The sequence below is a fragment of the Sphingomonas sp. NPDC079357 genome (assembly GCF_044901155.1).
Classification (GTDB): Bacteria; Pseudomonadota; Alphaproteobacteria; order Sphingomonadales; family Sphingomonadaceae; genus Sphingomonas.
On record NZ_JBJDOM010000001.1, the window covers coordinates 1,675,027 to 1,694,976 of the forward strand.

Consider the following 19,950-nt stretch of genomic DNA (forward strand, 5'->3'; position numbering starts at 1 on the left):
GGTCATTCCAATCTGGATATCGGAATGGTCGGCAGCCTTTCGTCTGCGATGGTCTCGAAGACTTGAAGCGTTACGCGTGCCCGCGACGTTTGATCGTCCATGACCGATATGATCGAGCGCAGTTCTGATCCCTACAATGCCGAGCCGACGCCCGGTGCGTTGATCGAGCGGTTCCTGACGCCGCAGGCGCTGTTCTACGTGCGCAGCCACGGGCCAGTGCCGGATCTGCCCGCCAATCATCGGATCGAGGTGAGCGGGAGGGGCATGGCGAGCCGCTTCTTCTCGGTGCAGGAACTGAAGAGCACGTTTGCCACGCGCACGGTAACGGCGGTTCTCCAGTGCGCCGGCAACCGGCGTACCGATCTCCAGCAGGTCGCCAACACCTCCGGCGATCCGTGGGACGTAGGCGCGATCGGCAATGCGGAGTGGACCGGCGTACGCTTGGCCGATGTGCTCGATGCGGTCGGCGCGCCGGATGCGTCCGAGCTGTTCGTGGCGTTCACCGGCGCGGACGAGGTGGACGTGGAGGGTGAAGAAGCCTTGTTCGGGGTATCGATCGCCATGAGCAAGGCGCGGGAGCCCGACGTACTCCTCGCCTGGGCGATGAATGGCGAGCCGCTGACGCCCGAACATGGCGCCCCGCTCCGCATGGTGGTGCCTGGCTATGCCGGGGTCCGCAGCGCCAAATGGCTGACACGGATCGAGGTGCGTGAAACGCCCTCCGAGGCACCGATCCAGGCGCACGACTACAAGCTCTTCCCCGCCGCTGTGACGAGCGACACCGTCGACTGGAGCCAGGGTCTGACGATCAATGCCATGCCGCTCAACGCCGCGATCTGCTCGCCCGGTGCGGGCGAGAGTTTGGCCGCCGGAGAGGTGCGGATTGAGGGATATGCCATTGCCTATGACCGCCGTATTTCTCGGATCGAAGTGTCGGTGAACGGCGGTCGCGACTGGCAACAGGCGACCTTCGCCGATGATCCGGAGACGCGCTGGGGCTGGCGGCGCTGGATCCTTGACGCCACACTTGCCAAGGGACGCCAGCACCTTGTCGCCCGTGCCTTCGACGAGACCGGGCAGGGACAGCCCGAGCGGCCGGATACGATGTGGAACTTCGCCGGCTATCTGTGCACCGCCTGGCATCACGTTCACGTGCTGGTCGAATGATCGAAGCATCAGCGGCACCGGACGTCGCTTTCTGGATCGATGCGATTGGCCGGCTGGTGGTGGCGACCGCGGCCGGGATGGTGCTCGGCTGGGAACGCTCGCGTGAGAACCGGCAGATCATGGGCCTGCGGACGCTGGGTCTGGTCGGTCTGGCGAGTTGCATCGCCGTTCAGGCGATCGTGCATAGTGGCTTGCCGAACGTGAACGCCGATGCCGCAGGACGGGCGATGCAGGGCATTCTGTCCGGCGTCGGCTTCATCGGTGCCGGTGCGGTGCTGCGGGTCGGCCAGGGTCAGGAAGTGCATGGATTGGCGACCGCCGCGTGCATCTGGGTGACAGCCACGATCGGCGCGGCAGCAGGGTTGGCGGTGTGGCCGCTCATCATCGGCGGGGTGAGCCTTGCAATGCTCGTCCTGTTCGTCGGCGCGCCGCTGGAACGCCGCATCCGCGAGCGAGCCCGTCTGACGCCGGCCGAGACCGACAGGAAGGATGTCGAGCGCAAGCCGTGATCGCGCTGGACCGCCCGGTGCCCGTCGGCGCCGGGAGGCGGCAAGGCGCTATCAGGACACAAGCGCGGCATCTGCCTGACGCCGGACTTCATCGGCGATCGGATGCAGTTCGGCCGCGGGTCGCTCGCCCACCACACTATAGCCGATCCCGTCGACCGCCCATGTGACCCGGCCCATGGTCCCGCTGGACGTGCTGGTCATGCTCGCGGTCTTGTCGATCTGCATGGGCCTCGTCAGCACCGCAAGTTTCGACGCTTGCGGTCCGTCGTAGAGGAGCAGTGCCGCAGGGCCGTGGGGCGTCGCGACCAGTCGCCCCCCGCCATAGCGATAGCCGGCCGTGCTGAGGTCCGGGATCGTGACGCGCTCACCCAATCGAGCGGAGGTCCATCGGATCAGCATGGCGCGCTGGTCGGGGCCGATCTCCGCCGGTCGTATCCGGTCGGCGGCATAGACACGGAAATTATCACTCGCCTCGTTGGCCAGCGCCGCGATGCCCGCGCGGGGTTCGCCGCTCCACCGCGCGCTCGACCAGCCACCGCCAAACCCCAACGCTAGCAGAAGTGACGCGGCGATGGCGAGCTGCCAACGCGGTTGCCGTTGCCGTCCCCTGATCGCTGCCACGCGCATCGTCGCCGGGATCGGTTCATCCGCGACGGGGGCGAACAGGGATGCAAGGGCTCGCGCCTGCTCCGCCTGCTCTCGCACACGGGCATGCACGTCCGGCTGGCCTTCAAGATAGGCGTCGACCAGGCGCTGCCGCTCGGGCGACAGCCTGCCATCGATCCATGCGGCCAGATCGTCCTCGCCGATCGGGCTGGTCATTGCACGCTCCTCAATCGCGGCCGTTCACCCTCCCGGAGGAGGGTCGCCAGACGGTCGCGCCCCCGCGATATGCGCGACATTACCGTGCCCAGCGGCACGCCGACTACGGCAGCGACCTCCGCATAGGGCAGGCCCTCGACCGAGACCAGGAGCAGCACCGTTCGCTGTTCTTCAGGCAACGCATCAAGCGCGCGCAGCAGGTCGCGGTGGTGCAGGCCTGTGTCCTGATCGGCCGGGCGGCCGAGCGCGGCGTCGTCCACGAGGTGGAGCGGAACCGCCGTACCCCGCCGGCTATGCTGCCGCTGATGATCGACCAACAAATTGTGCAGGATCGCATAGACCCACGGGCGGACCTCCGCACCCCGTCGCTGTCGCCAGCGCCCGACCGCGCGCTCCAGGCAATCCTGCACCACGTCATCCGCCATCACCCGGTCGCGCAACCACGACCGGGCATAGCGGCGCAGCCCGGGGATCAGCGGTTCGATCGCGGCGGCAAGCGGGTCCATCTCAGTCGCGCTGCACCTGCACGATGCGCCCCGGCGCGCCGTTCACCACCTCCGCAACCGCCAGAAAGCGCCGGGGTGTCGCGGTGCTGCCCTGAACGATCTGGCGGATCGGACCCGATGCGTTGACGATCGCCGCACCTGCCGGGTTGCTCATGAAGTTCGCAAGCGGCTCTACAGCGCCGCTGCCGTCCGCATTGGCGGTCAGTACGAGCATGTAAGGCTTCTTGGGCTGCAAACCGGTAACGGCACTCTGCACGACCTGAATGATGCCCTGGTCGAAGAGGGTGATGCTGCTTGCCGTACCTTTGCCGCCAATCGGCCCCATGGTCAGATGCAGCGCCTTGCCCGCTGTGCCGAGCGGCTGGAGATTGTCGGTGCCGGGGCCTGTCGGAACTGCGTTCGACACATAGGCGATCGCCTGCGGTGCCTGTCCGACCGGCACGGTAGCGACGACCGTGTTGCCGGCAGTGTCGATCGCGGCCAGCTCATCGGAATTCTCTAGCCCGACATAAACGCGCCGGCCGTCGCCCGATGGCCAAACACCGTGCGGCATCTTGCCGACCGGAATTGTTGCCACCGGCGTGAAGTCGGACGTGCGGAACACCTTGACCACATTCTCTCCGCCGACCGTCACATACGCGAACTGCCCCTTGGCCGTGCGGGCGAAATTGACATGGTTCGTGATAGGCCCGGTATCCAGCACCTTCAGGATCGCGAAGGGTGGCCGAGCATCGAATGCGACCGTCTTGCCGATGTCCTTCAGCGTAAACCACACTTGCTTGCCGTCCGGCGTCGCGGCGATGTTGGGGCAGAAGGGGCTTGGCTGCGCCACCTGTCCGACCTGCGCGTGGGTCGCGACATCGAACACAGCCAATACCGGATTGAACGAAGAGCAGACATAGCCGTACCGGCCATCGGGAGAGAAGATCGTCATGCCCGGACCACCGGGCGTCTTGATGCGCCCCGTCTCCTTGTACGTCGTGGGGTCGAGCACGGCGATATAATCCTCGCCGCGGACCGTGACCCACACCTCCTTGCCGTCCGGCGTGAAGAACGCCTCGTGCGGACTGCGCCCGACATAGGTCGTGTGCTTGACGGTGTTGGTGGCGGTGTCGATCCACGACACGGCGTTCGATCCGATCGACACGACCGCCAAGGTCTTCCCGTCCGGCGAGAAGCCCAGGCCGTGAACCAGCACCTGTCCCTTGTAGAGCGGGGAGAAGTTCATCGGCTGGGGATCGCCGAGTTTGATGACGCCGAGCAGCCGGTTGTCGGCCGGGTCGGTCACCGACACCGTGTTGGAGAATTGTTCAGACGCATAGACGCGGTCGCGGTGGCTGACGGGCATGTCCTTAGCGTTCCACGGCGCCTGCTGGGCCATGGCGAGGCCCGGTGCGGCGCTCATCAGCAAGGCGGCCGAGCGCAGGATGGTCCGGATCATGTCAGTGCTCCATAGGGCTATGGTGGTCGCCGCCCTGCGTCGGGGCTGGCGTCGAAGGCGGTAGCGGCTGGCCGATCGCCAGCTTCATGGCGGCGATCTCCTGCTGCTGATCGATGATGATTTCCTGCGCGATGCGCTTGAGCTGCTCGTTATGGCCGTAGCGCAGCTCCGCCACCGCCATATCGATGGCACCCTGATGATGCGGAAGCATCATCGCCACGAAGTCGCGGTCGACGTCACCGGACGGCTTGACCATCATGCCCGCCATCATCCGGTCCATCGCGACAGACATCATGGTAGCGTAGCCATCGGCGGGGGCGGCCGCGACTGCGCCGGTAAGTAGGGCCGAAGCCGTCAGACCCAGCATCCAATCTCGTCTACGCATAAGCCTCCAGCGCATCGGTCTCGAAAGCGTAGACGATGCTCGTCGGGGTTTATTCCGTGGCCAAAGCCATTTTATCGGTCCTCACCAAAACGATAGTCTCATGCTTCTGCGGTTGGTTGACCGGGTCGCGGTCGGACAGCATATGCGCAGGCACGGCGATGGATTTCCGCCGGGCCATTCGGTCGAACCGCCCTCGCAAGGGCCGATGATTCCTACCAGGCGCCGCAAGGCAGCAAGGAGGAATCGTGCGCGCGACATTTCGCAATCTCTATGACCAGTTCAACATGGCAGCGTTCATTCGCGATCGCCGCACCCATGCCACGTCGGTACTGCGGTGGGCTTTGATCCTGGTCCCGATGGCCGCAGCGGTGGGAACGCTCTGCGCGGCCTTCCTGCGGAGCCTCGACGCCGTAACCCGGCTTCGCTTCGCCTTTCCCTGGCTGCTCTACCTGCTGCCGATCGGCGGGTTCGTGGTCGGACTGCTCTACCATCTGACAGGGCGCTCGGTCGAAGGCGGCAACAACCTCATCGTCGAGCAAATCCACGAACCGGGGGGCGGCGTGCCGCTGCGCATGGCTCCGCTCATCTTCTTCGGCACGGTCGTGACACATCTGTTCGGGGGATCGGCGGGACGTGAAGGCACCGCCGTGCAGTTGGGCGGCAGTCTTGCCAGCGGGTTTGGACGCGCGCTCAGATTGGATGCGGAAGCGACACGCACCCTCCTTATGACCGGGATCGCGGCTGGGTTCGGCGCGGTCTTCGGGACGCCGATTGCGGGCGCGGTCTTTGCACTGGAGGTGCTGGCGATCGGTCGGGTCGAGTATCGCGCGCTGGTGCCATGCCTGGTCGCGGCGCTGGTCGGTGACTGGACCTGTCTTGCCTGGGGCATTCATCACGGCGTCTACCATGTCGATGCGCTGGTGCCGGTCGACGCGCTGCTCGTCGCCAAGGCCGGTGTCGCCGGCATTGCCTTCGGTCTGACCGGGCTGACCTTTGCCGAGGCCAATCACGCGCTGGGCGGATGGTTGAAGCGCGTGATCCCCTATGGCCCACTACGACCCGTTATCGGCGGGCTGGCCGTGATTGCGCTGGTCTGGCTGCTCGGAACCCGCGACTATCTTGGCCTGGGTACGCTCGCCGCGACACCGGACAGCCTGACCATCGCCAGCTTCTTTGGTCCCGATACGCACTCGTGGAGCTGGGCGCTGAAGCTGCTCTTTACCGTCGTGACCCTGAGCGCGGGCTTCAAGGGGGGCGAGGTCACGCCGCTGTTCTTTATCGGCGCGGCGCTCGGCAATGCGCTCGCGCCGATGTTCGGAGTACCGTCGGGGCTATTCGCAGCGATCGGCTTCGTCGCGCTGTTCGCGGGCGCGGCCAACACACCGCTGGCTTGCACGTTCATGGGGATCGAGTTGTTCGGCGCGGCCTATGCGGTGCCGATCGCAGTCGCGTGCTTCGTCGCCTACCTCTGCTCAGGCCACAACGGCATCTACCTGTCGCAGCGCGTCGCTGTGCCAAAGGTACCTGCCGCACACCTCACACCCGACGCGACCCTGCGCGATGCCCGCACGCACCGCGCTTCTCGCCGGCGCACGCGCGCCTGATCCTGTTTCCTGTCGAAAGCCCGTCATGCCCAATCGTTTCACCGTCCATCACCGCGAAGTCGGGATGCTGCGCATCTATCTGAAACCGTCCGACAAGATCGGCCCGCGTCGCTTCTGGGGGGCAAAGCCGCTCTATCGCGAGCTGATTCGCACCGCGAAGGCGGACGGCATCATCAACGCCGTCGCGCAAAATACCCATTACGGCTTCAGCAATCACGAACCGATCCGGGAGAACGGCTCGGAAATTGCCGATCCGCATCTGACGATCTGTGTCGAACTGGTCGGCGATCGCGATCAGCTCGACCTCTTCTGTCGCCGGCATGGAGATCTGATCGGCGACAAGGTGATCGTCTACAAACGACTGGAGCATTGGACTATCACGCGCAAAACTGAGCTAACCAGAGCCTGATCGGCGTTCCCGTAAAGGAAGGTCTCGTGGGACGGCTCACAGCGGCAAGGCGCGCTCAATGGCAACGAGGGCGCCATTTTCCCGAAATGTGTTCCCGATCGGCTTTCCCCAAAACGCCCGGTGCAGATGGAGAAACGAGACGACCTATGGCCGTCTGATCGACCTTTCGCTGGCGGTCGAAGCTGTTGGCAGACCGCGTGATTGCGATTGCTCGTTTGTGAGCATCGCGGGATGAGGGCGTGCACATTGGCAGCTAATTTGAGCACGGTGCCACCCACCAAGTGCAGATAGAGTGAGTAGGAAACCGCGCTTTTGGCGATCAGCCGCCGCTAATCAGGCCGATCGAGATCGGGAATCGATCGCACGGTTGTGGTTGATCATGGCCAACTCGAGCGCCTTCTCGCCGTCTTCGACGGACAGCGCGACATCGCGGGCGGATTGCATGACCGCCTCCACGCCTGACCTGGGACGTCGCGACCGCAGTTCGATGTGCCCGACGCGCGAACCGACGGTGCTCGCGAGCAGCAGTTCAACACCGGGTATGGTCTCGCGCTTGCAGCGTAGACCGGGCAGCCTCTGCTCCAACACGCGAGCATCGCCCTCGGTCGCGGTGACCGGCAGCGGCTCTTCGGCCAAGCGGCTCCGGACGGTCGAGATGATGCGGTCGAAGCCGCCATCCGCCTCGGCTTCGGTGAGGATGAAGCCGAGGACGCGTCCACCTGGCGACTCGGCCACGACGGCGGCGGCCGGAAGCCCGACGGTCCCATCGACGATCATCGGCAGTCGCACGAAGGTCCTAGCGACGAAGATGCCGGTCGCAGGAGCGTTGATCGCCGCCGCTCCGCCCTCCTTTGCGAGGAGCCTGATGGTACCGCGTGAGGGCGGCCGCACGCCGGCAGCGGCGCATCTGGCGACGGTCATGGACTCCAAGTCTAGGATTGGAGCGTCCCGCCCCAGTTCGCCGATCGCCTGCCTCGCGATCTCGCGCGCAAGGGGGTCGACGCCGCCGCGCCGGCTCCTGCTGGGTCGGCCTTTATTGCGAACACCGAGGGTCAAGGCGGATGCCTGGCGATGCTCGCGCCATGCGCGAACCAGATTGTAGAACTGGCCGGTGCGTAGACCAAGCTCAGCCGCGTGGCGGTCGCGGTCGACACCCGTCGGGTGCGGCAGAGCAAGGTAGCGGCGGACGACGTCCACCCGCTTGCGCACCTCCGCCCACTTGAGTGGATCCACGTCGGACAGATCAAGGTCTTCAGACACATTTTCCTCCAATTTCCAGAGTTCAGGTCGCCGCCTCTCAAGGCATGGTGGCGAGGAGGCATTCGGTTCGTCGCGGCGCGGCCACGGCTCTGTCGAAGCCTGTCGCCGCCGTCGGCATGCGCGGAACGTCGTCCGCTTCAGGGATCGTCAGGCACCTGCCGGCTACGCGATGGTCGGCACGACGGCCGACATCGTTGCCGATCCCCGCGTTTCACGATTTATGTATCGCCGGGTTGATCGGGCGTCTGATTACCTCGCCTCCCGGGACGGTTGACGCGCGAACCGCTACCGCGAATGCTAAATCGAGAACGGGGGTTGAAATGGTGGCGAGGACGATCGGCGAGGTGAGGAAGGCCCTGGCGGATGATCGTGCCGGCAAGGCTTTCGCCTCGGGCTTCGCCGAAGCGTACTTCGGTCAGGCGTTCGGCGTGCTGCCGAAGACGGAGATCGACCTGCTCGTCTTCCGGCTGCTGATCGAGACCGGCGTCATAGATGGCGACGGCTCGATCTTTGCCATGGCAGCTGGCCCGAAACCGAACCGGAAACGAGGCTGCGGGTGGCGGCGGTGGTCGCCATTGACGCCACGCGGCTCGCGTCCGACACCTTACCTGGGAAACGGCACGAGGTTCTTCGCAACGCTTTTACAGGGCTAGCCGCGGAGTTCACGGTGGGCTGAGTTACGCAGTTAGCTGAGGCCGGCCAAACCCAGATGCGGACGGACGCAGCCGTTCGCCTCTTACTGAAATCGGACGCTCGTCTGGATAACGTCGGGCGGCCGCGGTTGGCCGGGTGCAGACCGGCAGGTTTCAGGCCGCATTATCGCGATCGGCAGTGGCCAAACGACCAGAATTAAGGTGCTTTCCTGAGGATATTCGGGCAATTTGCTTTGCGCAGATTTTGGGACCGGTCATCGTTCAGTGAAGCGGGCTTCGCGCCTGTCCAACGACGCACATCGATCGATCTCGCTGGGGGATGAATGCGGCACCACCATCATGCGGCGATCACTGCCGCAGAAAACGCTATTGGTGAGGTGTGTCCTTGACGGCGATGCCTGTGACGGCTGAACCGATGCGGTCATCTCGTCGGCTGACGCAGCCCAGCACCTTGAACCATGGCGGCCCGAACGCCCGGGTCGAGCCACCCGTTGGTCGGGATTTCCTTGCCGCATGAATCCGCAACCGCCATTTGACGAGTGGATCGCGCTCTCCAACCATCCCGACGATCCGGGGCTCTTCTTCCTGGGACCCTGCGAGCGGCGCATCACCTTTTTTTCGCAGCAGGTGCGCGCGCTCCGCCTCGCCCATGCCCTGCACGCGAGCGGTAAGCTGGCCGATGACGGATGGACAGCGATTGTGGGTGCGGGCGCGGCCGGGGTTACCTTGGCCGTGGCTCTTGCGCTGCTTGGTGAGCGAGTGACGCTATATGAGGAATCTCCCGAGATCCTGACCCTGCAAAGCGGATCGCCGCGTCTGCTTCATCCGCACATCTATGAATGGCCCGAACTAGGCGCTTTGGAGGCCCGCGCGCATCTGCCACTGCTCGACTGGGATGCGGGTACTGGAGACACCGTCAGCGCTGCATTGCGCAAAACGTTTGACGCGGCGAAGGTCGGGCTTCCTCTGCTCTCGTTCAAATCGGGGATGTCTCTCACCGGCCTGGAACGGACTGTGACGGGCTGGGAGATCGAGGTCACCGACGACGGAGGCAATGCCATGCGCAAGGCGCCCTCGCGGGTGGTCCTCGCCATGGGCTTTGGCGGCGAGATGCTAATCGGCGATGCGCTGGCCAACGGCTATTGGGGGATCAGCGGCGTCGGCACGATCGCCACTGAGCCTAACCCTTCGATCCGCTATATCGTCAGCGGCAATGGCGATGGTGGGCTCACCGACCTCATGCAACTGCTAGTCCGGAACTTCGAGCATGTCGCCTTCACCGAGCGCTTCTTGCGCTGGTTCCCGAGAGACAGTCTGCGCCTCCTGACCAGCACGATCTATGCGGGCGCTCTACCAAAAGAAGATTTGCGACAACGCTTCGAGGCGACGTTGCGACCGGCGCTCGCGCTCCACAACGTCACCGACGAGCTGGTCGCGTTGTTACGCACCGACCGGCGGGTCACGATTAACAGCGACGGAGCATTGTTCTGCAATGGCCAAGCGTCGCAGCTCAACCAGATCATGGCGTTCAGCCTGATCGAGGCCGCTGCCGGCACGGGCCGACCGGTGATCCTCGGGCAGGGCAGGCTCGACGGTGTCACCCACGCCGGACCGCGCTTCACAATCAACGGGGTCGCCCCGGTGGGCCCGGCGCTCGCCGCCGACTTTCACCATGTCGTCTTGCGCCATGGACCGGACAAGCTCAAACGCTATGCCGCTGCGATCGAGCCATTCAAGCGCTATCGGGACTATGTACAGGCTCTGTTGATCGACAGACCCGAGCTTAATGCTCCGCCCCGGCTCGCGCTCGAGACGTTCGACCTGTTCGAGTGTCTGCGGGTTGAGACGCTGGTCGATGCAAGCGCGCGGCCCGATATGAAGGCTCAGATCGCGGCCCGCGATGCGACTATCATCATCGCCCGCGACAGTGCTGCGCATATTCTGACCGAGCAAGGCCGTCGATCGCTCGCGTCAATCGCCGAGCAATGCGAGCGTTTGACCGCCACGTTCACCATCCAGCTGGCGCTCGAGCCCAATCGCTTCGATCATCCCGCCGATCTGGTGCGGCTGGCCAAGGCTAGCAACGGGCGCATTCGGCTCCACTATGTCGATCCGGCCCACCTCGAATGGCAGCGTTTTTCCGACACGATTGAGCGCGTCGACCTCATCCCCTCGCCCTGCGCGCCGTCGCCGCTCGACACCGACGGTCTCGCCGAGGCAGTCGATCTCTGCCTGTTGCGCCTACTCGACCAGGCGGTCGCGACCGCGATCGCGACAGAGACCTGCAACACGCTGGGCGCGATCCATGCTTCGATCTGTTCGGCGATCAAGCCGACCTGGGCCGATTGGCGTTTGACGCTGGAGAGCGATGCGAAACTCCGTGGCGAGTTCCTCCGTCTGATCGCACATGTTCATCAAGACGACCGGCCACGGTGGAATGGCGATCACAGCCTGATCAATCTCTATGCCGCGGCGCTGATCCTAATGCTCGCCGCGCATCAGGGCGAAGCGCTGGCGCCGAGCCTGTGCTCGCCTGGCAATCTCGGCATTTCGCCGCGCGGCGTGGGGCTCGGCACAGGCTGTCAGTTTCTCAAAGGCCATGAGCGCATCGAAGATTGGGATCAGGTCGACCAATGGGGTGTCGACGCGCTGATCCTCTCGGGTACAAGCGAAACGGACGTGATGCCCCCGGCCGGCAATGTGCTGACGGGCGGTGCCCGCTCGACGAGCATGCTCGATTGGCAGCGCCCAGCCCCGGTCGTGATCCAAGCGAACAGGAGCTGGCGCAAGCGTCTCGCGGAAGGACTTGGTCCATGGACGGCGGCGGTCGAGGCTGAATTCGCAGCATGGCGCACACGCTGGAACGCTCTGACGACGGGAGAGGATAATGACGCCTAGTATCCTGGCGGGCCTGTTGGCGGAGACGGCCGCGGCCCAGGGCTGGACCGCGACTATCGAGCCCGATTTCACCGCTACCGCCTTTCGCGGGCATGGCGAAGACAGCACGGCCGCGCTGCCCCAAGGTGGGATCGGATTGCGGATCGGCCAATATCCAATCCTGATTTTGGCGATCGGGCTCAACAACCGCGACAATCTAATCAAGCGACTGCGCGAGGCGCACAACCAGATGATCATAGCGCGCTCCTACATGAGCGCCGCCGAGGTCATCAACGCCCATATCATGCTCGTCGCAGAGACGAGCGGCACCGAAGCCGACTGGCATCAGCTGGTCGACCTTGCGCAGCGCGACGAGAATGTCTGCCGCAAGCTCGTTTGGCTCCCCGACTCGCGCGCACTCGATGCGTCCTATGCCGGCTTCGTTGCCCGGACCTTCCTGGCGCGGCCTTGGCTGTGGCTTGACCCAGTGACCGACGCGCCGCTGGACCATAATCATCGGCTGGTCCAGACCATCTTGGAGAAGGAAGGCCTGTCGAAGAAGTCAGCCGAAACCTGGGTGAAGCTCGCCGAGACGGTCGCCGAACCCGATGAGCTTGTCCAGCGGCTCGCCGCCAGCATGGAGCTATAGGCAATGAGCCTCTTTCTCAATCGGATCCGCCTGCACGATTTCCGAGGCTTCGCCGAACTCGAGGTCGAGCTGCCGGAAGGCCCGGGCGTGTTCATCGTCCATGGCACCAATGGACTTGGCAAGTCATCGCTGTTCGATGCGCTCGAATGGGCGCTCACCGACCGGATCGACCATTTCAGCAAAATCGCCAAGAAGAAGCTCCCGGGCACCTATCTTACCCGCTGGGGAAAGCCGCGCGAACCGCGGTCGACAAGTGTCGCCCTAACTTTCTCCGACAACAGCCTGATCGAGCGGTCGCTGCCCAGCAAAAGAGCGCGAAAATCGGTTCTTGGCGGCACGATCGAACACATTGCTGATCATCTGCGCGATCCGAACTGGAAACGCGCGATCTCCTCGCTCGATCATCATCTCCTCCTCACCCATTTTCTTGGCCAGTCGACCATCTCGCGGTTGACCCACCGCGAACCGCGCGACCGGTTCGACATCCTCCGCGAGGCCGCGCAGAGCAATGAAATCCAGACGATCAGCGACACATTGCATGGAACTGGCGTCTCGGTGATGGGCAATGCTTTCAACCGGCAGGCCAATTTCGTCCGCAAGGATGTGACGATCCTCACTGATCTGCTCGCCCAGGAAATTATCCTTTTTAACGAATCGCAAAAGATGGGGGCGCTGACACCGGACGATGTGGCAACTGAGCGCCGGGCGATCGCAGGCCTATTGATCGACATCGCCCCGTCAGCGATAGGCCGGCAGATAGGGTCCCCCGCCATGGCCTTCGAGCAGCCCGATCAGCTGATCGCGAGGATCGGCGAGGCGGGCCGCGAGATTGCCCGGCGTGCGGTACGCGCGCGTCAGCTGCTAACCGAACGCGGGCGCATCGAGACCGAAAGCATCGCCAACGCGGCAGGCGTGCGCGAAGCCCAGGCGCAGCGTGATCAGCTGAACTTAGCGCGCAGCGAAGCTGAAACCGAGCGCGCTGCCCGCGCAGCCGCCGTGGCCCAGCAGCGGCTTATCGTCGACGATAAGACCCGGCGTTCGATGCGACTGTTCGCGCTGCAGGCCAGCCGGGCAGCGCTGACCAAAACCGAGACGGCACTAAACGAGGCCGATCAGAAGCTTAACCAGCTCAACGCCGAGCGCGCCAAGCTCGATCACGGCGACCGACGCGATCGCAGAGCGATGGATATTGTCAGCCGGCTTACCGACGAGGCCGATGCGCTGGACTCCGAGCTTGCCGCTATCTGCGATGCCTTGCCCGCGCTCGACGAACTAGCGGCCAACGCCGCGAGATTGACCGAGCTGCGCGAGGCGATCGCCGCGATCGCCCAGGGCCATCCCAATCTTGCCGATGCGCTGCCTCGCGCCAGAGCGGAGGCGCTCGCCGCCGAGGAGACCGCGCGCAATCAGGCGGCAGCGCTCAGCGCCCTAACAGCGAGCACCGATGCACTGTCGACAGCGCTGGCGGCGGTGATCGCGCATGTCAATCCCGCGTCCTGCGCATGCCCGCTTTGCGCCACCACCTTCCCGAGTGCGGACGCGCTGAGAGCCCAGATCGATGCGGCCGCCGATCGGCTATCCCCCGCTCTGCTTGCCCAAGAGCGCACTGCGCAGACGAGCGCCGAGCATAGCCGCGAAGCAAAGGCGCACCTCGACGGCCTGGTTGCACACGAGCGGCAACGAACCGAGCTGATGGTGCAGGAAGGCGCGGCCCGCGACCACCAGGCCGCGCTGATAAAACGCCTAAGCGGACTCGCGCTCGATCAAGCCCTGTCGATCGACGACCGCAAACAGCAAGTTGTCGCCCGTGCCAACCGACTGGCGAGCCGCATCAAACGCCGCCGCAACTGGGCGCGCCATCGCTGGCTAGGCGGCGGTCAGCTTCGGCGGCAGGCCGATACCCGACGGCGGGAGCGCGACCGTGTTCAGCGCGCTCTTGATGCCGCACGGACAACTCTCATCGACCTCCAGGCTCAGCTTGAGAGGCGCAACGCTGACGTCGAGAACGCGCTCGGTCAGGTCGTGGCGGGCGGCGATCCCACCACGGCGGACATGGCGACGTTGCTCGAAGCGGCGATGGCCGAGACCAACGCGGCGACCACTTCCTTTCGGCAATTGGAAACCGACCTCACCGCCTTTGAAACGCGCCTCGCCCAGCTCGACACCGATATCGCGGTCCGTACCGCACGCGTAACCGAACTGGCCGAGCGCGAAACGGTGCTAGGGCAGCAACTCGAGGCCAACCTGACCGACTGGGCCGAGTTGCAGATCTTCGGGCCACTCCCCGACCTCAACCAGATTCGAATGGCCGAGGAAAAGACCGCGTCTGACGGCAAACAGTTGGCGGAAGCTGAAGCGCGCCTCAGCCGGTTGCGAATGGCCGAAATGGGGTGGGATCGTCGACAACAGCACCGGCAGCTGCTCGAGGATCTGCGCGCGCTGCTCGACATGGCCCCCAACAGTAGCCGGGACAAATTGCGGCAGGGCGGCGAGACGCGGAGCCGCGAGCTCACAGAGCGCCTCGAGCGGATCGAACGGGCTAGGCAGATCGCTTGGGCATCGAGCCGCGCCATCGAGGTCAAGCTCAGCCAGTTCGATACCGACTATATCCGGCCCCTCGGGGAGCTGATGGATCGGATCAACGCGGCGATCCTATGCGATCCGCGGATCGGCATCGCACTCGAGGTTAAGGCCCGACGCGTGATCCAGTCCGCGAGGAAGACGGGCGAGATGCCAACCGATCTGCACAAGGTCGACCCCTCGCTAGTCCACAGCGAGGGCCAGATGGCGGCGCTCGCGGTCAGCCTCCTCTGTGCGGCCAGCCTCACCTTCCCCTGGTCGCGGTGGCGCGCACTCATCCTCGACGACCCGCTCCAGCATAATGACGCGATTCACGCCGCCGCCTTTGCGGATCTGATGAGCAATCTCGTGCGCGACCGCGACTATCAGATCCTGATGTCGAGCCATGACCTGGCACAGGTTGAGTTCCTCCAGCGCAAATTCCGCGCCAACCAGGTGGCGTGCACCACGCTGCGCCTTGAAGGTCAGGGCCGCGGCGGTGTGACCTGGAGCCAGTCGCCGGTCACCAGACCGCGCGAGGATAAATTGGCGGTCGTCGCCTGACCGCCACGCGCTCGGACAAGCTGATCGAGACGCTCGGCCATGTCGGCTCGATGCTGGCGCGAATGGCCAATATCCGGCTTGATGAGGTCGATGTCCTCGCGGGGTCCGAATAGCTGGGGAACGCCTTGGTCAACAACCTGCCCCAGTCCAGCAGATCGCGCTTAAGCGCCCATTGAGTGACAAGACGACGGGCCTTTGTCGGTACAGCTGGATCGTCCAAGACTTGACCGACCAAAGCGCTGATGTCGACGAGGTAAATCGCCCATAGAAGCGGTACCTTGAGATTGATCGAGACCCGCACCTTCAGCTTACTGATTGGGGCAGTCAGCGCCGAATCGGCGAAGGCTTATCCAGCGGTTCGAACAACAATCCGCCGGGTCTGGCCCTCGGATTCGCCGTCTCACGGCATACAATATGTAGTCGGTACCCGCTCAAAATGGCGATTTTGCAATCAATATGTTGTGGTAAAAAAATAATTTTTGGGCTTGTTGCAATGCGCGAAAGCCGCAGAAATTCGCGCGTCGTTGGCCCTTTGCGCAGTTAAACCACACGAATTGCAAGACGAAGGGTCAGTGGCCGATGCCGAGTCCGGTTGACGGCCAAGTAACGAACGCACTATTTTGATGATGTAGAGCAACACACGCCTACAACGCAGAAGCCGCCCCGGGGAGGTGAGATTCCCCAAAGCGGCTTCTGGTGAAGCAACGATCCTGTTGGAGGAGCGCTGCCGAGGTTCGCGAATTCTTCTACTGGTAGTAGGTTCGCTGGTCAAGGCTCCTTTCAATAGGGACATAAAGGAATCTTGATATGGCCACCGCGCCTCTTCGATCCGACGACGCATTTGCTCCTGGTACGGCCGCCGCCGGTATCTACCGCTACGTCCCTTTAATGAAAACGAAGGCTGGCGAGATTGCGGCACTCGATAACTTGGACTCGGGTGCAAAGTCCCGCTGTTGAGTTGCACTGAGAAGTGACCCGGGAGGGTTATAAGTTTTCACTGAGAATTGACCCATGTTTTCCTCGCCCCTGGCTAACAGTCAGGAGGCATCGGAGTGATCGACATGGACTTACTCAGTGTGATCCGCCGCTGGCATTTTCGGCAAGGCATTCCCATTCGCGAGATCAGGCGACGGACTGGATTATCGCGCAACACGATCCGCAAATATCTGCGCGATGACGCGGTGGAGCCGACGTTCAAGGTTCCCAAACGGCCGAGCAAGCTTGATCAGTTTGCCGAAAAATTGACGACGTGGCTGCGGGTGGAATCCGGCAAGTCGCGCAAGCAGAAGCGAACAGCCAAGCAGCTACATGCAGATCTGGTTAAGTTGGGCTTCGAGGGATCCTACGGCCGTGTTGCCGCCTTTGCTCGAGCGTGGAAGGCCGAACGCCAATATGAAAAGCAAACCAGTGGGCGCGGCACATTCGTACCGCTGATCTTCCAGCCCGGTGAGGCCTTTCAGTTCGATTGGAGTGAAGATTACGCCCTTCTGAATGGCCGACCTGTCAAGCTGCAGGTGGCCCATACCAAGCTCTCCCACAGTCGGGCGTTCATTACGCGAGCCTACCTGCTTCAAACCCACGAGATGTTGTTCGATGCGTTGACACAGGCTTTCCGGGTGCTGGGCGGCGTGCCTCAGCGTGGAATATTCGACAATATGAAGACGGCTGTAGACCGGATCGGCCAGGGTAAAGTCCGACAGGTCAATGCGCGGTTCGCTGCCATGGCCAGCCACTACCTGTTCGAGACGGATTTTTGCAATCCGGCCTCAGGCTGGGAGAAAGGCCAGGTCGAGAAAAACGTTCAGGATGCACGTCGACGGTTATGGCAGCCAATGCCCAACTTCCCAGATCTTGACGCCCTCAATGCCTGGTTGGAAGAGCGGTGCATCGCACAATGGGGAGAAATCCAGCATGGCGTCCTGCCCGGCACAGTTGCCGATGTGCACGCCGCTGAGATTATCAGCCTGATGCCGATGGGTCGGGCCTTCGATGGCTTTGTCGAGCATACCAAGCGCGTGTCGCCCACCTGCCTGATCGCGTTCGAGCGCAATCGCTATAGCGTGCCTGCTTCCTTTGCGAACCGGCCAGTGAGCCTGCGGGTCTATCCTGATCGCTTGGTCATCGCGGCCGAGGGGCAAATCTTGTGCGAGCACAACCGGATTATCGACCGCTCTCACCAGAAGCCGGGGCAGACGATCTATGACTGGCGGCACTATCTGGCAGTTGTTCAGCGCAAGCCTGGCGCTTTGCGCAATGGGGCGCCATTCCTGGAAATGCCCGAAGCCTTCCGGCAACTGCAGGGGCATCTGCTCAAGCGGCTTGGTGGTGACAGGGAGATGGCGGAAATCCTCGCCCTTGTTCTACAGCATAACGAGCAGGCTGTGCTCAGCGCAGTCGAACTGGCCCTTGAAGCCGGGGTGCCGACCAAAACCCACATCCTCAATGTTCTGCACCGCCTGATCGATGGCAAGGCTCCACCGGCATCCCCAATCGATGCCCCGCAAGCCCTGCGCCTCGCCCAGGAGCCTGTGGCCGATGTCGAACGCTACGACACGCTGAGGACGTTACGCCATGCGTCATGATCCCGCCAGCGCCGCTGTGGTTGTCATGCTACGCGGCCTCAAAATGTATGGCATGGCGCAAGCCGCCGGCGATCTGATCGAGCAGGGCGCGCCAGCCTTTGACGCTGCCGTTCCGATCCTCTCCCAGCTTCTCAAAGCGGAAATGGCCGAGCGCGAGGTCAGGTCCATTGCTTACCAGATCAAGGCAGCCCGGTTCCCGGCCTACAAGGATCTGGCAGGCTTCGACTTTGCCGTCAGTGAGGTCAACGAGGCGCTCGTGCGTCAACTTCACCGTGGTGACTTTATGGATAGCGCCGACAACGTCGTACTGATCGGCGGACCAGGCACCGGCAAAAGCCACATCGCGACGGCTTTGGGCATCCAGGCGGTTGAGCATCACCGCAAAAAGATCCGCTTCTTCTCTACTGTCGATCTGGTCAATGCGTTGGAGCAGGAAAAGGCCGCAAACAGGGCGGGCCAGTTGGCCGAGCGTCTGTTGCGCCTCGACCTCGTCATCCTTGATGAGCTGGGATATCTACCCTTCAGCCCTTCAGGCGGGGCCATGCTGTTCCATCTGCTCAGCAAACTCTATGAGCGGACCAGCGTTGTTATCACCACCAACCTGAGCTTCAGCGAGTGGTCCAGTATCTTTGGCGATGCCAAAATGACCACCGCCCTGCTGGATCGCCTCACGCATCATTGCCATATCCTTGAAACCGGCAATGACAGCTTCCGCTTCAGAGCCAGTTCCGCCGCCCCAAAATCCAGAAAGGACAAATCACCCGCTTGACCCTGCTCGTCGCAGGCAGCACATCAACCACGCCCACCCGGGTCACTTCTCAATGAAAATCCCGGGTCACTTCTCAGTGCAACTCAACACACCGCGCTCCTCGACCGCGTCACCCATCATTGCGACATCGTCGAGACCGGCAATGACAGCTGGCGCTTCAAAAACCGCAGCTGATCCCCCCCAGCACCGATCAATTAGAAGATGTTTTGCGCTGCGCGCGCCTCCGGTCGGGCTACGCCCTCCCTACGCCGCGCGCAGCGCAAGGAAGCCCGTCACATCAACGCTCCGCCATCCTGACAGGGGGTCCCTTTTGCGCGCCGATAAGGGGTCCCGTTTGCACGCCGATTGACACCCACGTGTGTTCACGCGAAATCCTCCTCCTTTGTCGACGCCGTCTTGGCGTTCTTTAGCGACTCCGCGTAGCGGAATACGCAGGGGATTTCAATTGGACGAAAATTAATTTCGTATACGTCCACGCCATGGCGAGGTGGCTCATATCGATTGCCCCATCTTGTAGTCGACTAGGGGAATCTTGCTGCTACGCTGTTTTCTTGCAGCCGTTATGGCTAATGACGAAAACGATATTCACGTTGCTCCACGAAAGCCATCAGCAAGCGCCAGAGCAACGCAGAACAGCGCGTTTGATCGGGTAGTGATCCCACTGCTCGTTGATGGGGGAACTTCATGTCAAGGTTGAGGGCATGAGGTACGACGCCGTGTTGGAATCGATCGGAACCATGAAACTGCTACAGGAGGGCGGCAAAATATCCGCTGCGAATGCCAGCCAAATTTGTGTGACGGTTCGTCTGTAGTCCTGAATTAACACCGCTCGCACGTATCGTGAATGTCACGGTGACAGCAGGCGACCCGGTCATCATGCTGGAAGAGCCGATTCCGGCCACGCGCAAAGCGCTTGCGCGTGCGGGCCTGTCGATCGATGATATCGATCTTTACGAGGTCAATGAAGCTTTCGCGCCGATCCCGCTCGCCTGGCTGCGCGAGATCGGAGCAGATCCTGAAAAGCTCAATATCAATGGTGGCGCCATCGCACTTGGACATCCGCTCGGCGCAACCGGTGGCAAACTGATGGCAACCTTGGTGCATGCATTGCGCGCCCGGGGCAAAAAATATGGCCTGCAGACCATGTGTGAAGGTGGTGGCATCGCTAATGTCACAATCATAGAAGCACTGTGA

General features: G+C 63.0%; 15 protein-coding genes, 2 pseudogenes and 1 riboswitch. Of the genes and pseudogenes, 12 read left to right on the forward strand and 5 right to left on the reverse strand.

Annotated elements, in window-relative coordinates; all coding sequences use genetic code 11:
- The first annotated feature begins 99 nt into the window (after positions 1-99).
- A complete protein-coding gene (locus ACI2JO_RS07835; protein WP_007406227.1) occupies positions 100-1,167 on the forward strand; it encodes a molybdopterin-dependent oxidoreductase in 1,068 nt (355 codons plus the stop codon).
- A complete protein-coding gene (locus ACI2JO_RS07840) occupies positions 1,164-1,676 on the forward strand; it encodes an MgtC/SapB family protein (protein WP_007406274.1) in 513 nt (170 codons plus the stop codon). Before ACI2JO_RS07835 ends, ACI2JO_RS07840 begins: the two co-directional genes overlap by 4 nt.
- 51 nt (positions 1,677-1,727) lie before the next feature.
- Here ACI2JO_RS07840 and ACI2JO_RS07845 read toward each other — a convergent pair whose 3' ends face one another.
- From ACI2JO_RS07845 to ACI2JO_RS07860, 4 genes are read right to left on the reverse strand one after another with little or no spacing between them, the layout of a single operon-like run.
- Positions 1,728-2,498 carry an anti-sigma factor gene (locus ACI2JO_RS07845; protein WP_007406229.1) on the reverse strand — a complete coding sequence of 257 codons (771 nt, stop codon included), beginning with the start codon at positions 2,496-2,498 and terminating at the stop codon, positions 1,728-1,730.
- Positions 2,495-3,004 carry an RNA polymerase sigma factor gene (locus ACI2JO_RS07850; protein WP_007406239.1) on the reverse strand — a complete coding sequence of 170 codons (510 nt, stop codon included), beginning with the start codon at positions 3,002-3,004 and terminating at the stop codon, positions 2,495-2,497. Before ACI2JO_RS07850 ends, ACI2JO_RS07845 begins: the two co-directional genes overlap by 4 nt.
- Position 3,005: 1 nt before the next feature.
- A complete protein-coding gene (locus tag ACI2JO_RS07855) occupies positions 3,006-4,445 on the reverse strand; it encodes a YncE family protein (protein WP_007406255.1) in 1,440 nt (479 codons plus the stop codon).
- Between the two features lies 1 nt (position 4,446).
- Positions 4,447-4,812 (reverse strand): DUF305 domain-containing protein, encoded by a 366-nt coding sequence (locus ACI2JO_RS07860; RefSeq protein ID WP_219994278.1) that lies wholly within the window; start codon positions 4,810-4,812, stop codon positions 4,447-4,449.
- Positions 4,813-4,975: 163 nt separating this feature from the next.
- Positions 4,976-5,052, forward strand: a riboswitch (Fluoride riboswitch).
- A 23-nt stretch (positions 5,053-5,075) separates the two neighbouring features.
- Between ACI2JO_RS07860 and ACI2JO_RS07865 the strand changes: the two genes are divergently transcribed.
- Both ACI2JO_RS07865 and ACI2JO_RS07870 read left to right on the forward strand, forming a co-directional pair.
- Positions 5,076-6,434: a voltage-gated chloride channel family protein gene (locus ACI2JO_RS07865; RefSeq protein WP_042489218.1), complete on the forward strand. Its 1,359-nt coding sequence runs from the start codon at positions 5,076-5,078 to the stop codon at positions 6,432-6,434.
- Entirely contained in the window at positions 6,391-6,843 is a 453-nt protein-coding gene (locus tag ACI2JO_RS07870; protein ID WP_204200589.1) for a DUF190 domain-containing protein, read from the forward strand. The genes ACI2JO_RS07865 and ACI2JO_RS07870 overlap by 44 nt, the downstream gene beginning before the upstream one ends.
- Positions 6,844-7,176: 333 nt before the next feature.
- On the opposite strand, the gene ACI2JO_RS07875 is transcribed toward ACI2JO_RS07870, so the two are convergent.
- Positions 7,177-8,103, reverse strand: a complete 927-nt coding sequence (locus ACI2JO_RS07875; RefSeq protein ID WP_404720114.1) for a hypothetical protein — start codon at positions 8,101-8,103, stop codon at positions 7,177-7,179.
- 320 nt (positions 8,104-8,423) lie between these two features.
- On the opposite strand from ACI2JO_RS07875, the gene ACI2JO_RS07880 reads away from it, so the two are divergent.
- The 8 genes and pseudogenes from ACI2JO_RS07880 to ACI2JO_RS07915 all read left to right on the forward strand — a co-directional run.
- Complete coding sequence (locus tag ACI2JO_RS07880) at positions 8,424-8,756, forward strand: hypothetical protein (RefSeq protein WP_404720115.1); 333 nt, start codon at positions 8,424-8,426, stop codon at positions 8,754-8,756.
- Between the two features lie 513 nt (positions 8,757-9,269).
- Complete coding sequence (locus ACI2JO_RS07885; RefSeq protein ID WP_404720116.1) at positions 9,270-11,654, forward strand: ABC-three component system protein; 2,385 nt, start codon at positions 9,270-9,272, stop codon at positions 11,652-11,654.
- Positions 11,644-12,282 (forward strand): ABC-three component system middle component 1, encoded by a 639-nt coding sequence (locus tag ACI2JO_RS07890; RefSeq protein WP_404720117.1) that lies wholly within the window; start codon positions 11,644-11,646, stop codon positions 12,280-12,282. Before ACI2JO_RS07885 ends, ACI2JO_RS07890 begins: the two co-directional genes overlap by 11 nt.
- A 3-nt stretch (positions 12,283-12,285) precedes the next feature.
- A complete protein-coding gene (locus ACI2JO_RS07895) occupies positions 12,286-15,405 on the forward strand; it encodes an AAA family ATPase (RefSeq protein WP_404720118.1) in 3,120 nt (1,039 codons plus the stop codon).
- Positions 15,406-16,466: 1,061 nt separating this feature from the next.
- Entirely contained in the window at positions 16,467-17,987 is a 1,521-nt protein-coding gene (istA, locus tag ACI2JO_RS07900) for an IS21-like element ISRsp3 family transposase (protein WP_404720355.1), read from the forward strand.
- Positions 17,977-18,756: an IS21-like element ISRsp3 family helper ATPase IstB gene (istB, locus tag ACI2JO_RS07905; RefSeq protein ID WP_279729000.1), complete on the forward strand. Its 780-nt coding sequence runs from the start codon at positions 17,977-17,979 to the stop codon at positions 18,754-18,756. Before istA ends, istB begins: the two co-directional genes overlap by 11 nt.
- A gap of 93 nt (positions 18,757-18,849) precedes the next feature.
- Positions 18,850-18,930, forward strand: a pseudogene (locus tag ACI2JO_RS07910) (ATP-binding protein); the annotation flags it as partial.
- Between the two features lie 509 nt (positions 18,931-19,439).
- Positions 19,440-19,950, forward strand: a pseudogene (locus ACI2JO_RS07915) (acetyl-CoA C-acetyltransferase); the annotation flags it as partial.